This is a genomic window from Terriglobia bacterium, from assembly GCA_020072565.1.
GTDB lineage: Bacteria > Acidobacteriota > UBA6911 > UBA6911 > UBA6911 > JAFNAG01.
The window spans coordinates 119,044-131,852 of record JAIQGI010000020.1; the positions used below are offsets into that span (position 1 = coordinate 119,044).

The 12,809-nt window shown below is 58.7% G+C and carries 11 protein-coding genes; 6 read left to right on the forward strand and 5 right to left on the reverse strand.

Translation table 11 applies throughout. From position 1 onward, the window contains the following. Window positions 1–234 precede the first annotated feature (234 nt). Window positions 235–1,068 carry a hypothetical protein gene (locus LAP85_14210; protein ID MBZ5497552.1) on the forward strand — a complete coding sequence of 278 codons (834 nt, stop codon included), beginning with the start codon at window positions 235–237 and terminating at the stop codon, window positions 1,066–1,068. A gap of 4 nt (window positions 1,069–1,072) precedes the next feature. Here LAP85_14210 and LAP85_14215 read toward each other — a convergent pair whose 3' ends face one another. Then, window positions 1,073–1,519, reverse strand: a complete 447-nt coding sequence (locus LAP85_14215; GenBank protein MBZ5497553.1) for an ACT domain-containing protein — start codon at window positions 1,517–1,519, stop codon at window positions 1,073–1,075. A gap of 186 nt (window positions 1,520–1,705) precedes the next feature. Here LAP85_14215 and LAP85_14220 point away from each other — a divergent pair, with 186 nt between their 5' ends. Both LAP85_14220 and LAP85_14225 read left to right on the forward strand, forming a co-directional pair. After that, entirely contained in the window at window positions 1,706–2,239 is a 534-nt protein-coding gene (locus LAP85_14220) for a peroxiredoxin (protein MBZ5497554.1), read from the forward strand. 176 nt (window positions 2,240–2,415) lie between these two features. Next, entirely contained in the window at window positions 2,416–2,895 is a 480-nt protein-coding gene (locus tag LAP85_14225) for a hypothetical protein (protein ID MBZ5497555.1), read from the forward strand. Between the two features lie 21 nt (window positions 2,896–2,916). On the opposite strand, the gene LAP85_14230 is transcribed toward LAP85_14225, so the two are convergent. Further along, complete coding sequence (locus tag LAP85_14230) at window positions 2,917–3,570, reverse strand: DUF1684 domain-containing protein (GenBank protein ID MBZ5497556.1); 654 nt, start codon at window positions 3,568–3,570, stop codon at window positions 2,917–2,919. 513 nt (window positions 3,571–4,083) lie between these two features. On the opposite strand from LAP85_14230, the gene LAP85_14235 reads away from it, so the two are divergent. The 3 genes from LAP85_14235 (at window position 4,084) to LAP85_14245 (ending at window position 8,516) form a co-directional block, all read left to right on the forward strand. Continuing rightward, a complete protein-coding gene (locus tag LAP85_14235; protein MBZ5497557.1) occupies window positions 4,084–5,535 on the forward strand; it encodes a hypothetical protein in 1,452 nt (483 codons plus the stop codon). Window positions 5,536–5,541: 6 nt separating this feature from the next. Next, window positions 5,542–7,782, forward strand: coding sequence for a transglycosylase SLT domain-containing protein (locus tag LAP85_14240; GenBank protein ID MBZ5497558.1), 2,241 nt, complete (start codon window positions 5,542–5,544; stop codon window positions 7,780–7,782). 104 nt (window positions 7,783–7,886) lie between these two features. Further along, on the forward strand, window positions 7,887–8,516 hold the full coding sequence (locus LAP85_14245; protein ID MBZ5497559.1) for an RNA polymerase sigma factor: 630 nt from the start codon (window positions 7,887–7,889) through the stop codon (window positions 8,514–8,516). A gap of 144 nt (window positions 8,517–8,660) precedes the next feature. On the opposite strand, the gene LAP85_14250 is transcribed toward LAP85_14245, so the two are convergent. The 3 genes from LAP85_14250 to uvrB form a co-directional block, all read right to left on the reverse strand. Continuing rightward, entirely contained in the window at window positions 8,661–9,212 is a 552-nt protein-coding gene (locus LAP85_14250) for a shikimate kinase (GenBank protein MBZ5497560.1), read from the reverse strand. Between the two features lie 155 nt (window positions 9,213–9,367). After that, the gene (aroA, locus tag LAP85_14255; protein MBZ5497561.1) at window positions 9,368–10,660 is read right to left on the reverse strand and encodes a 3-phosphoshikimate 1-carboxyvinyltransferase; all 1,293 of its coding nucleotides are present in this window, start codon (window positions 10,658–10,660) and stop codon (window positions 9,368–9,370) included. Then, on the reverse strand, window positions 10,657–12,741 hold the full coding sequence (uvrB, locus tag LAP85_14260) for an excinuclease ABC subunit UvrB (GenBank protein MBZ5497562.1): 2,085 nt from the start codon (window positions 12,739–12,741) through the stop codon (window positions 10,657–10,659). The genes aroA and uvrB overlap by 4 nt, the downstream gene beginning before the upstream one ends. Between the last annotated feature and the right edge of the window lie 68 nt (window positions 12,742–12,809).

The window sequence follows — 12,809 nt, forward strand, 5'->3', positions numbered from 1 at the left end:
GGGCCCACCACAATATATAGCGCTCTCAACATTCCCCCAGCCGGCTCATTCTGCAGCATTTGCGGTGAAAAAGAAGTTGAAATCAAAGCGGCCGGCAGCCCCTGCGGACCCTAAAAACTCCTCTTTGGCAGCGTCCATCAGAAAAGCCGGGGGTCAGATGTCGGAGATCATGGTTCTGAGGGCGAATCTCGGGTGCAGCGAGTCTGTTTGACAATAGGCAGCGCCTCATCCAGAATGGCGACGGGTGCTGGCTTCCGCTACCGCTGGAATATGATTCGATATCTCGTTTTCGACATCGAGACCCGGGTTGACAAAGCGCTGGTCAAGCAGCTTTATGACCCGGAAGATGCCCTGACCCTGGATCAGGCTTACGACAAGGCTCGGGACCAGATTTTGGAACGGAGCGGCCAGCAGAGCGATTTCTTTCCCATTCCCTTCCACATTCCAATTGCCATCGCCACGCTCCAGGCCGACGAGAATTACCGGATTCGCTCTCTGGGCTGCCTGGGGATCGACCGCTTCACGGAAGCGGAGCTGATAGCGCGTTTCTGGCAGATATTCGACAATGCCGGAACGCTCGTAACCTTCAACGGCCGGGGCTTCGATCTGCCGGTTCTCGAGATCCAGGGATTGAAGCACGGGCTGTCATTGCCGCGCTATTTCGCAGCCGGGGAATCGAGACAGACTTATAGAGGCCGCTACAGCGAGGCGCATCACATGGACCTATGCGACTTCCTTTCGAATTTCGGCGCGGCTCAGCGTCGAGGTTCGCTGGATGTCCTCGCCCGTCTGATCGGGCTGCCCGGGAAATACATGATCGCCGGCGAGGATGTGGAATATTTGTTTCGCCAGGGGCGCCTGAAGGAGATCAACCAATACTGCATGACGGACGCGCTACAGACCTTCCTCCTTTTCCTGCGGGTGGAATTGCTGAGGGGCAAACTCAACGCCGAGAGCTACCAGACAGCGATCACAGCAGCACGCGAAGACCTTGTCCAGCGTGCCGCGGGCGCCGGCCCCGAGAACTTCCTGTCGGACTTCCTCCGGCGCTGGACTGAATCTCGATGATTTCCTACTCGTGGCAATTCTGAATGAGATGTCGCAGGAGGCGGACAGCGCGCGGAAGATCGGCCTTCTGTACCAGTATATGATCGCTTGAGAGAGTAGAGACCGGCAGCGCACTGATTTTCGAGTTCGCCAAGATGCTCCCAATAACCGACATGTAGCCAGGGACGACCATGGAAAGCTTGTGGTCAAATCCGATCACCTTCATGGGAGCCGATACCGTGCGCCTGTCAAAAATGTTCTGCATCCGCAGCCACTTTCGGCGCGTCACGATCAGGCTGATCTCCTTCGGTTCTCTGATGAAAACCGCAAATCGAGTGGTTGCAGGGCGATACCATTCCCCAGGAATGGGTTTGATGTCCTGAGGCAGTCGTATTACCAGGTAGTCTTCGGGCAGCACCGTCAGCTTAGTGCGGACTAATAGCTTTTTCAGTTCAGCAGAGAGAACAGCCATGGATGCCTCGTGCACTTGTGGGGAAAACAATAAAGCTTCGTCTCTATGTACCACAGTCTCAGACAGGGAACAAGTCGCAGAAATTCCGTGTCAGGAAACATAATCCCCAGGCTCGAGTCGCCAGGTTGACTAACGCGCCGCATGCGGTAGCCTTTCAGGCAGGGGTCATCTCAAGGAGTACCACCTATGCATCATCGACTCGTGGCAGGTATCCCGTTGCTCCTGACCTGGAGCATTCTCATCGCTTTTGCGCAGCAGCCTCCTGCGAACCAGACCGGCACGCTGAAGGTCGGTGACAAGGCTCCCGACTTCAGCCTGCCGGATCAGGACGGCAAACCTGTGCGGCTTTCAAGCCTCCTCGGGAAGGGTAGAGTCGTCTTGGCGTTCTACGTTAAAGCCTTTACCTCCGGCTGAACACTCGAAGTACAGGGCTACCGGGATAATATGGACAAATTCCGGAAGTCCAATGCCCAGGTGCTGGGCATCAGTGTTGATTCCATCGCCGACCAGAAAGAGTTCGCCAGACAGAACAAGGCCGATTTTCCCCTCCTGAGCGATTCCAAAGGCGAGGTTGCTCGACTTTACGGCGTGCTGAACAAGGAAAACGGCTTGGCCAACCGCGCAACGCTGGTCGTCGACGCGCAGGGGAAGATCATCAGTATTGAGCTCGGCAGAAGCGCAATCGATGTGGCAGGAGCACTCTCAGCTTGCTCGAAGTAGTTGAGCGGGCTTGGTGAATTGCCCGCACCACTGGAATTGCCGGCGGACCGGGCGCAAGCTACGAGACGGCTAGGACAGCAGCTCAGGCCTCGACGGCGGCCGGAGATCGCTATTCTGCCCCCTTCATCCCCTCACGAGTTACTCGCGGATCTCAGCACCCAACAAAATGAGTGAGAGTGTCGAAGATATTTACAGAGGGCAGATTCAAGGGAAATAAATTAAAAGACGTTTATTGTCAAAGACATGTGGTTCACGCCGGCAATATCATCCGGGGATCGTCGCTGGAAGTGTCGGAATTGATTACAATATTGCCAGTTGCACCATCCCGGCTGGACCGGATTCTATTGGGAGGTCCAGATTATTTCATGATTAAACAAGTACTATTTTATCAAATATTTATCATGTTGATATTTTATCATCAAACGTCCGGCCTGGCAAATCAGGCATGCGAATTGCTTTATGTGGTGGGACTGAGAGGATTCCGATGCTGGTGCGAACACCAGCATTTGCAGCGCTCCTTATCCCTTCACCGGCGCTCACCCAGACAGCTCAGTTCGTATCCGGACGTATCAGAGAAGCCCCTCACCGCAGTAGAACAAGAAGCGCTCGCGGGACACGTGCCTGCGAGCGTTTCTTTTTGCCGTATCATGGGCTGATGAGCCATGACGTGCGCGGACTCAATGAATGGGTGCGTGCGGATAGTCCTTCTCTCCGGCCCGGATCTGGATCGAGAGCCGGTTCTCCTCCGGAGGAATGGGGCAACTGAAGTCCCCTCCGTAAGCACAAGACGGGTTGTAAGCCCGATTAAAATCGAGGTCGTAGAGACCGGAGGTATTCTCCCGCAGGTCCAGATAACGGCCCGCCGCATAGGTTTCCTTTCCGGTCGTGGCATCTCGAAACGGTATGAACAGAGAGGGTTGCCCGGGATTATCATTGTCATCCAGGCGATAAACCTGCAGCCGGCAAGCTACTCCTCCGGCACGAAACTCGAAGTAGCCATACTTCAGGCCATCCCTCACTTCACCGGTATTGGTAGCCATCCTGATGCGTTCAGGAACGGGGTAGCGGTTGAGTTGCACACGGAAACGCAGATCAGGGTTAAGCGGGAAGTATTCGAGGCCCTGGAAGCGAGTCCGGTCCTGTGCCGGAATGGGGGATTGAGGATCCGACTTGAACGCAATGTCCCGTTCTCTCCTGGCTCGCAACACAGGATCAACCGGCGTGGCCGGGGCTTGCGGGCCCTCGGCGCAAGCTGTAAAAAGGGCCGTCTCAGTAAGCAGTCCGAATGCCAGAACCCATAGAAGCGCCTTGCCGCACTTGGACTTCTGCATGTGCAGTATTATACGGTGTCCAAGCCCTTTCCCGAAGGGACGCATACCTTGTTATGATCCTGGCGGCGTGCCGATTCTGGAATGATGCGGATATCCCGTTCAGATAAAAGTATGAAAAAGGCAACTTTCCGAGACGGTTTTTCGTCTAATAAAGTACCCATTCAATAACCTCCTTCGTGGGCGGCGGGATCGGCCTTTTCCATACCGTTTCCGCCGCTTTTTTTTGCGGGGGTGGAGAAGAAACACCCTATTTTTTCGTCCACGCATTGCCGGAATGCAGCTTGTAGTCGAAAGCCGAGCCGTGATAACGTAGACGCGCTTGAATTGCAGCCGGACGGTGCCCAACGTCGCCCGGGGAATGAGAAAGACCCATTTGGAAACGGTGCAAGTATTAAGGTTTTGCCGCATTTTTACCGATCTGCCCTAGAGCAAGGAAATGTTTATCCGGCCCCTATGGAGAGTTTCTCTTTAGGGAAGCCCCATTTCAATATTTAGGCTGATCAGGAGTGACACATGCCCTCCGGTAAGGATTATGCCAGTCGGCTCCAGGAGGAGACTCGTCGAACGCTGGCAACACATATTCACGGCTTCGAACAGGAGTTGCGTACCCTCCAATCCAGTCTCGCCGCTTCCGTAGCTCAGATTGCCCAGCGACTGGCGCCGATTCTTGAAATCGAAATCCCGGCGGTGGAGGCGATCATTTCGGATGCCGTTTCAGAGAGAGCTTTGGAAGGAGCGCGTCGCCGGGCTGATGAGATGCTGCATCTCGCGCATTTTGCTCATGACCTTCGGCGCAAAGAAACGCAGGAGGAGATCCTGATCTCTCTGCTAGACGGAGCGCACCGGTATGCTCCACGGTTGGCGCTGTTTGTTACGCGCGGAGCCCAGTTTGTCGGGTGGTCATCGCGAGGCTTCACCGAAGAGGCGGCGCAAAAGCTCAACAAGTGCGTCTTTGCGCTCTCGGAGACCCCCCTGTTGCGCAACGCGCTCGAGGCGGACGGATTGACGACTGCCCATGACCTCTCCCGGGAAACGGTCCTTCCGCAGCTGCTGTCCGGCGGGATGGAAGGGCCGTGGCATGCTTTCCCCATGAAGGCCATCGGACGCCCTGTCGCTGTCTTACTCGCTTCAGCCGCGGAAGGGCGCGGCTGCGATCTGGAACCGCTCTGCATTTTGATGGACCTGACCGGGCTGTGTGTTGAAAACATGGCTCTCAAGGTACTGCATGAGATCAAGGTGGCAAGATCTTCCGCCTCGGTTCCAGCCGCCCATCGGGCGGCTGGAGAACCTGCTGTGGAAGCGGTCCCCGCCGCGGCAGCAGGCGTTGCGGCAAAGCCCGTGGCAGAAGCCCCTCTGATGACTCCGGCAGAGGCGCCGATACCCCACAACGTGCCGCAGCAAGGCACGCCGGAAGCAGCTGTCCCGCCCGAACTCCATGTCGAGCCCGGCGCCCAGGAAGCTGAATCGCACGCCGTCATCCTCGAACCGCCCCCTGCTGCCGACTCAGGACTGGAAGCCGGGCAACCGCCGGAGGCTTGCGAAAGCGCAGCCGCTGTGCCGGAACGGGAGCAGCCGCCACCCACGGTCGCCGAGGCCGCTGCCGACGAAATGGAACCTCCTGCACCCGAAGCGCCGGAACCGGTCAGGACCGCTGTGCTGAGAGAGGTCCAGCCCCTGACGGAAGAAGAAAAGCTTCACGCCGACGCAAGACGATTTGCACGATTGCTGGCATCTGAAATAAAGCTCTATAATGAACAGCGGGTCATGGAGGGACGCAACAACAGGGATTTATACACACGGCTCAAACGCGATATCGATCGCAGCCGCGATATGTACGAAAAACGGGTTTCGCCCCTGGTCTCCCGCAAGGTCGACTATTTCCACGATGAGGTGATTCGTATCCTCGGGGACAACGACCCTTCCACACTCGGGGGCGACTATCCCGGACCCCGAGTCGAAGGCTAGACGGACTTGCAGCTGCATCAGTTAAAATCCGAGCCGATCTATCCGGAATCACCCAAGGTCCCCGGCACCGGGCGACTTCTTATCCGGGTGGTTGTCTTTTTCCTCGTCGCCTCCTCGGTCGCTGCCGTCAAAGACACCAGAAATGCGTCCGCGCAGCTTTCCGCCACCCTTGACCCGCTCAGCTATAAGTATTCCTCCGTTCTCCAGGCGACGCTGGGCGCATTCGGGACAGGGATGGGAAACTTCTCCAGCGGCCTTTTCGCAGCGGCCGCAGCCGCATTCCCCGATCTCTCAGCCGCCGCGTCCACCGCCGTGGCGGATTATATTCTGCTATACAAGGCCAGGGCTTGCCTGGAATTGGGAAAGGGGAAGGAGGCGCTCGATCTCTTCCGTGCGCTTCAGAGCCAGTACCCTGATTCACCGGTTCTGGCGCAAGCCATTCAGGGTCAATCCCAGGCGCTGTTGATCCTCCACGATCCCACGGCGGCACTCGGCACTCTCGACAGCGCGCAGGTCAAGGAGGATGCCGGAGTATCATGCCTGCGGGGACAGGCACTGGAAGCCTGGGGCAAGGGCGCAGAAGCAGCCCGGATTTATCTCCATATCTTCACCGATCACGTCGATTCCGGTGAGGCGGACTTCGCGGAACGACGCTTGCGCGCCCTCTCTCCGGCTTTCTTGACGAAAGCTGAAAACCGGGAAATGCTTGTGCGGCGCAGTGAAAACCTGATCCGCGCCGGCAGAAGCCTGGAGGCCAGAACGCTGCTCCTGAAACTGGAAAGCGCTCGCCTGCCCGGGCCTGGGGAGGGGAAAATATACTTGCTGCTGAGCGACGCGGACACCAACCTGAGGCGGTTGACCGAGGCACTCCGCTATCTGCGCCGTGTCACGGATCCCAACCTCGCGGCCCAGGCCAACTATCTCGAGGGCGTCTGCTACCGCGGCCTCGGCAACGAAGCCGGTTTCCTGAAGACCCGGGACCGGGCGCTGCAGCTGTTTCCCCAGTCGCCATTCACCGAGAAACTGCTCTATTCGGTTGCCACGTACTATGATGTCGACAACAAAATAGAAGCAGCTCGCGAAGCCTACCAGGCGATTGCCCGAGGCTTTCCCAAAGGGGAGTACATTGAGCGTTCCCTGTGGAAGCTGGCGCTGTATTCCTATTCGGGAAAGCACTATGAAGAAGCGCTCAACGGATTCTGGCAGTATCTGCAGGCTAATCCGAGCCCGGGTGCGGCCAGTGCGCCGGCTTACTGGATGGGTCGTTGCTTCGAAAATCTCGGAGATCCGGACAAGGCTGCCTCCCTGTACGGCCGCGTCCAGTTTCTCGCCAACAACAGTTACTATGGCCAACGAGCCCGGGAGGCTCTGGCTGCGATGGTATCCCCAAGCCCGACAACCACTCTCGCCCCCACAACCATCGACTTCGCGCAGGTGAGCCGGAAGCTCGATACAATCCTGCCCGAGCCGGCCACTATTCCCGAGCCTTCCGCCGCGACGCTTCGGGTGATTGAGCGTGCTCGCCAACTCGTGGCGGCTGGGCTTCTCGACCTGGCACTGGTGGAGTTGGAGCGTGGCTATGCCGGCCACGGCGGCAACGACAAAGTTCTATGCTACGGCATGTCCCGCATCTACCAGAGCAAGGACAATTTCTTCGGCGCCATCTCGACGCTGCGCCGGGCCTTTCCGGACTATCTGGATCTTCCCTCCGCATCGCTCCCTGATGAGGTTTGGGACATACTTTTCCCTGTACGCCACTTCAATCTCGTGGCCCAGCATGCCCTTCGAAACCATCTGGATCCCGACCTCGTTCTCGCGTTGATACGGCAGGAGTCCGCTTTTCAAGAGTCCGCCCGTTCCAAGGCCAATGCGCGCGGACTGATGCAGGTGCTCCCATCCACCGGCCGCATCCTGGCGCGCGAAGCAGGTATCGCACGCTACACGGTCAGCAGGCTCTACAACCCGGAGACCAACGTGGCTTTGGGCACGCGCTACCTGGCCTCCCTTCTCCAGCGATACGGCGGCAAGGTAGAATTGGCGCTGGCGGCGTATAATGCGGGCGACAACAGGGTCGATCGCTGGTTGCAGGAGTTTGGAGACGTGAACGTCGCGGAGTTTGTGGAACGCATCCCATTCAGCGAAACTCGAGGCTACGTAAAACAGGTCATCAGCAACAGAGCCCACTATCATCTGCGCACTGCTCCGAGCTCCGGATTGGCACCCGGCCTCGAAAAAGACGCGAAGTGACACTGTGACCGGAGCGGAACTGTGACTTCCTAGGTCCCGACCGAGGGACGGATCATCCATCATCCGAATGCCAAACACCTCAGCGCAAGTACGGCAGTATCTGGATGGGGCATACCGTAGTGTGGCGGAAAGAGAATTCAGCTGAAGATCAGACCCTGGTGCGCCGCTGTCAGAGCGGCGATGACACTGCTTTCGAGGAGCTGGTGCGGAAGTACCAGCAAACTCTGTTCAACGTCGTCTATCACAACATGGGGCGCCGCGGCGATGCGGAAGACATCGTCCAGAAAGTCTTCTCCAAAGTCTATTTTTCGCTTCCCAAATTCGACCTCAACAGGCCCTTCTTCCCCTGGGTCTACCGCATTGCCGTCAACCAGTGCTATGACGAGATGAGGCGTGCACGGCGGCGCCGGTCCATAACCTTCTCCGAACTCAACCTCCAGGACTCGGAAAACCTCGAAAACCTGTTGAAACAGGACGAGATTCAGGAAGCTCCCGGCGAAGAGAGAAGGGATCTTCACGACCTGTTGTACAAGGTGTTGGATCAACTGCCGGAGAAGCAGCGCAAGGCGATTGTGCTTCGGGACCTGGAAGACGTGCCCTATGAAAAGATGGCCGAAGTGATGAGCTGCACAGAGCAGGCCGCGCGGCTCAAGGTCTTTCGTGCCAGAACTCGCCTGCGGGATTTGATGTTGAAGGCAATGCGGCGGCGTGAGCGTGCCCCTGCCAGACAGTAAGTCAGAACCACGGAGCCCGTGCTACGGCATAGCCGCCATCCCAAGTCTCAACGCCAGCTCCCCTGGGCCGGGCTCCGACGACGACGCCCGAAAAGATCCATACATAGAGTTTTCGAATCTTGGCGGTCATGCGGGCGGTCCCGCTCATGAAAGAGGATTGATTGAGGCCTGCGTGGTCTGGAGTATCTGGCACACGATGTCTTCGACGCTGAGGCCGGCAACCTGGATATGCAGCTGGGCCTTGGCGTAGAACGGGAGCCGGCTCTGAAGCAACCGCGCCATTTCCTCCATGTTCGCAAATAAGGGCCGTGAGGCGGGATCGCCGCTGCAGCGTGCAAACAGCGTTTCCAGCGGCGCATTCAGCCAGATGCTGGTACCGGTGCGCGCGATGATTTTCTGGTTCTCGGCATTGCAGAAACCGCCGCCGCCGACCGCAACCACAGAGTTATGTCTTACGCTCACCTGGCGCAGCTCACTCCGTTCGAGCACGCGAAAATACCCTTCTCCCCGCTGTTTGAATATCTCGCGGATAGACATGCCTTCACGCTTCTCGATCTCCCGGTCAAGATCAACGAAGGGCCAGCCAAGCGATTCGGCCAGCCGACACCCTACTTCGGTCTTCCCTGCCCCCATGAATCCAACAAGGTAGAGAATCGAATCTCTTCGGGATCCCGGCTTGCCTGAATGGGTTGTCATTCTGGATCGGCTCATTCAAGAAAAGAGGTCAGGAGTCAGGTGAACAAATGCAGATCCGGGGCCGACCCTGCAATGGCTTACGCTATTCCGCTGCCCCATGCGCTGCCTCCATAAGCGACCTCAGGCCTTTAAATTCTGACTCCCGACTCCTTTCATCACCCTGATCGGATGCGCGCGAGGGCCTCGTAGAATCCCGGAAAACTCACGGCGGCGCACTCGGCCTTGTGGATGCGAGTGTCACCGGAGGCCGCCAATCCTGCTACCGCAAATGCCATCGCGATGCGGTGATCGCCCCGGCTGTCGACCTCCGTGCCGCGCAGGCGCTGCCGGCCTGCAATCGCAAGCCCATCGGGATGTTCTTCGACGTCCGCACCCATGGCACGGAGGTTCGCAGTCACGGCCGCGATCCGGTCACTTTCCTTCACGCGCAGTTCGCCGGCATCGTGGATTTCCAGGCCTCCGGTCTGTGATCCCAGGACCGCCAGAACCGGAATTTCATCGATCAGAGCCGCCGCCAGCTCCGCCCGGATCGGCGGCATCTGCTTTCCCAGGGAAGCGGGATCGTAGCGTACGTGGAGGTCTCCGCGCGCTTCGCCCGCCCTCTCAGACCGGTTTTGGACCGACACCTTCACACCTGCGCCGTCGAGGTAATCAATGAGCGTGCGGCGCCGCGGGTTCAGCCCGACTTGCGGCAGCATCAGTTCGGAGCCGGGCACCAGGGCTGCGGCCACAATGAAAAAAGCGGCGCCCGAGAGATCACCGGGGACGTCGAGCCGGAGTCCCTCGAGTGTCGGGCCGGGTTCAACCTCGATCCAGCTCTCGCGCTCTCGCACCGTGCCACCGAACTGCCGCAGAGCGATCTCGGTATGATCCCGCGTGGCCACCCTTTCCTCCACCGCGGTAGGGCCATCGGCGAACAGACCGGCAAGCAGCACGCAGGACTTGACCTGGGCACTGGCAACCGGCAGAGAGTAGCGGATTGCATGCAGGTTGCCGCCGCGGATACTCAACGGTGGCAGTCCGCCCTCGCGGGAGCCGATCTGCGCGCCCATGAGGCTGAGGGGCTGGATGATCCTTCCCATGGGGCGCTGGGAGAGCGATTCATCTCCGGTGAGGACGGAAGCGAAAGGCTGGCCGGCGAGGATGCCGGAGAGCAAGCGGATGGTCGTGCCGGAATTCCCTGCGTCCAGGGGCGCGGCGGGCGGTTTCAGACCCCGGATCCCGTTGCCCGAGATGAAGACGGACGTCCCCTGCGTGCGGATTTCCACGCCCAGCGCACCTAGACAGCGAAGGGTGTTCCGGCAATCCTCGCTCCCCGCGAATTGCCGCAGCTCAGATTTTCCCCGGGCAAGTGCCGCCAGCATGGCATAGCGATGCGAGATCGACTTGTCGCCCGGACACTGGACTGTGCCGCGCAACGGCCCACCCGACTGAACGGAGTAAATCATGATGCGGCCCCGGGGGTAAGAAACTCCATCTCCGTTTTCTTGAGTTTCTTGATCTGATCGCGGAGGGCGGCGGCCTTTTCAAATTCGAACTGCCGGGCCGCCTCCCGCATTTCCTTCTCGAGGTGCTGGATCTGCTTCTCCAACTCTTCGGGCGAAGAATAGCACCCGGCGGCTTCGGCCACTTCCGGCATTTCGTAGTAGTCGCCCTCGTAGATCCGGATCATCTCGGGATCAAGCGGCTTGATCACGGACTGCGGAATGATGTGGTTCTCTTCGTTGTACCGCTTTTGGGCTGCGCGCCGACGGTTGGTCTCCTCGATGGCAGCCTCCATGGAGCCGGTGCGGGCGTCGGCGAAGAGGATCGCCCTGCCGTTGATGTGTCGCGCCGCCCGGCCCATAGTCTGAATCAGTGAGGTCGTGGAGCGCAGGAATCCTTCCTTGTCGGCGTCGAGAATGGCCACGAGCGAAACCTCGGGAAGATCCAGTCCTTCCCGCAGCAGATTGATCCCGATCAGGGCGTCAAATTCGCCTGCACGCAGTGCAGCGAGTATCCGCACCCGTTCCAGCGTTTCGATCTCGGAGTGCAGGTAGCGAACCCGCAGGCCGAGTTCGGTATAATAATCGGCGAGGTCCTCGGCCATGCGCTTGGTTAAAGTCGTGACCAGCACTCTCTCGTTGCGCTCGGCACGCAGCCGAACCTCTTCCATCAGGCTGTCTACCTGCCCCGCCACCGGGCGTATCTCGACTTCGGGGTCGGTGAGCCCGGTCGGGCGCACGATCTGTTCCACGACCACCCCGCCCGATTTGGTAAGTTCATAGGGCCCGGGAGTCGCCGACACATACACCACCTGGTTCACACGCTCCTCAAATTCCTGGAAGTTGAGAGGCCGGTTGTCCAGCGCCGATGGCAGCCGGAATCCGTACTTCACCAGGTTCTCCTTGCGTGAGCGGTCCCCGAAGTACATGCCGCGCACCTGCGGGATCGTCGCGTGCGCTTCGTCGACGAAGAGCATCCAGTCGCGGGGCATGTAGTCAAGCAGGGTCGGAGGCGGCTCGCCCGGCAGGCGTCCCGTGAGGTGGCGCGAATAGTTCTCGATGCCGCGGCAGTAGCCCAGTTCTTTCATCATCTCGAGGTCGAACAAGGTGCGCTGCTGCACCCTGTGGGCTTCCAGCTCCTTCCCCTCCTGCATCAGGTGCGTGTGCCATTGCTCAAGCTCCTCTTTGATGGTTTCAATGGCGTGCAAAAGCTGGTCGCGGGGCTGAACATAGTGTGATTTGGGGTAGATCGGCAGACGCTCATGCTTCTTCAGGGTGCGGCCGGTGACCGGATCGATCTGCGCGATCGAGTCGATTTCATCCCCGAACATCTCGATGCGAATCGCGTAATCCTCGTAGGTGGGGTACACCTCCACCACATCTCCACGCACCCGGAAATGCCCGCGTTCCAGTTCGAAATCCTGGCGCGTAAACTGCATCTCGACGAGGCGGCGCAGGATCTCATCCCTCTTGATACGCTGTCCCTTCTCCAGAAAGAGGAGCATGCCGTAGTAGGCTTCCGGCGACCCCAGACCATAGATGCAGGATACGCTGGCGACGATGATACAATCCCGGCGCTCGAACAGGGATCGTGTGGCTGAGTGCCGCAGTTGATCGATTTCGTCGTTGATCAGGGCGTCTTTCTCGATGTAGGTGTCCGTCGCCGCAATGTAGGCTTCCGGCTGGTAGTAATCATAGTAGGAAACGAAGTATTCGACCGCATTGTTGGGGAAGAAGGATTTGAATTCCCGGTAAAGCTGAGCCGCCAGCGTCTTGTTGTGGGCGAGAACCAAAGTAGGACGCTGGAGAGCTTCGATCACCTTCGCCATGGTAAATGTTTTGCCTGAACCCGTGACCCCGAGCAGCACCTGGTGTTTTTCCCCGTCCCCAAGACCGTGCATCAAGCTCTCAATCGCGGCAGCCTGGTCCCCGCACGGTTTGAAGGGGGTGCTGATCTCGAATTTCGAGGAGTGGATCAATGCTCTTCCGTACGGGACGTTCGAGTAGGAAAGCTCATTTTCGGTTTGCGAGGACTTCTTGGTCATGTCGGATTACATTCAAAACCTTTATTATACCGCAACGCTCTTTGAGTCCGGGAGCCTTTGCGGTAGGG

Bases quoted from the DNA above. Each gene is read 5' to 3' on its own strand.
- LAP85_14210 (MBZ5497552.1), top strand. From the start codon at position 235: ATGGCGACGGGTGCTGGCTTCCGCTACCGCTGGAATATGATTCGATAT.
- LAP85_14215 (MBZ5497553.1), bottom strand. From the start codon at position 1,519: ATGGCTGTTCTCTCTGCTGAACTGAAAAAGCTATTAGTCCGCACTAAG.
- LAP85_14230 (MBZ5497556.1), bottom strand. From the start codon at position 3,570: ATGCAGAAGTCCAAGTGCGGCAAGGCGCTTCTATGGGTTCTGGCATTC.
- LAP85_14235 (MBZ5497557.1), top strand. From the start codon at position 4,084: ATGCCCTCCGGTAAGGATTATGCCAGTCGGCTCCAGGAGGAGACTCGT.
- LAP85_14245 (MBZ5497559.1), top strand. From the start codon at position 7,887: ATGGGGCATACCGTAGTGTGGCGGAAAGAGAATTCAGCTGAAGATCAG.
- LAP85_14250 (MBZ5497560.1), bottom strand. From the start codon at position 9,212: ATGACAACCCATTCAGGCAAGCCGGGATCCCGAAGAGATTCGATTCTC.
- aroA (MBZ5497561.1), bottom strand. From the start codon at position 10,660: ATGATTTACTCCGTTCAGTCGGGTGGGCCGTTGCGCGGCACAGTCCAG.
- uvrB (MBZ5497562.1), bottom strand. From the start codon at position 12,741: ATGACCAAGAAGTCCTCGCAAACCGAAAATGAGCTTTCCTACTCGAAC.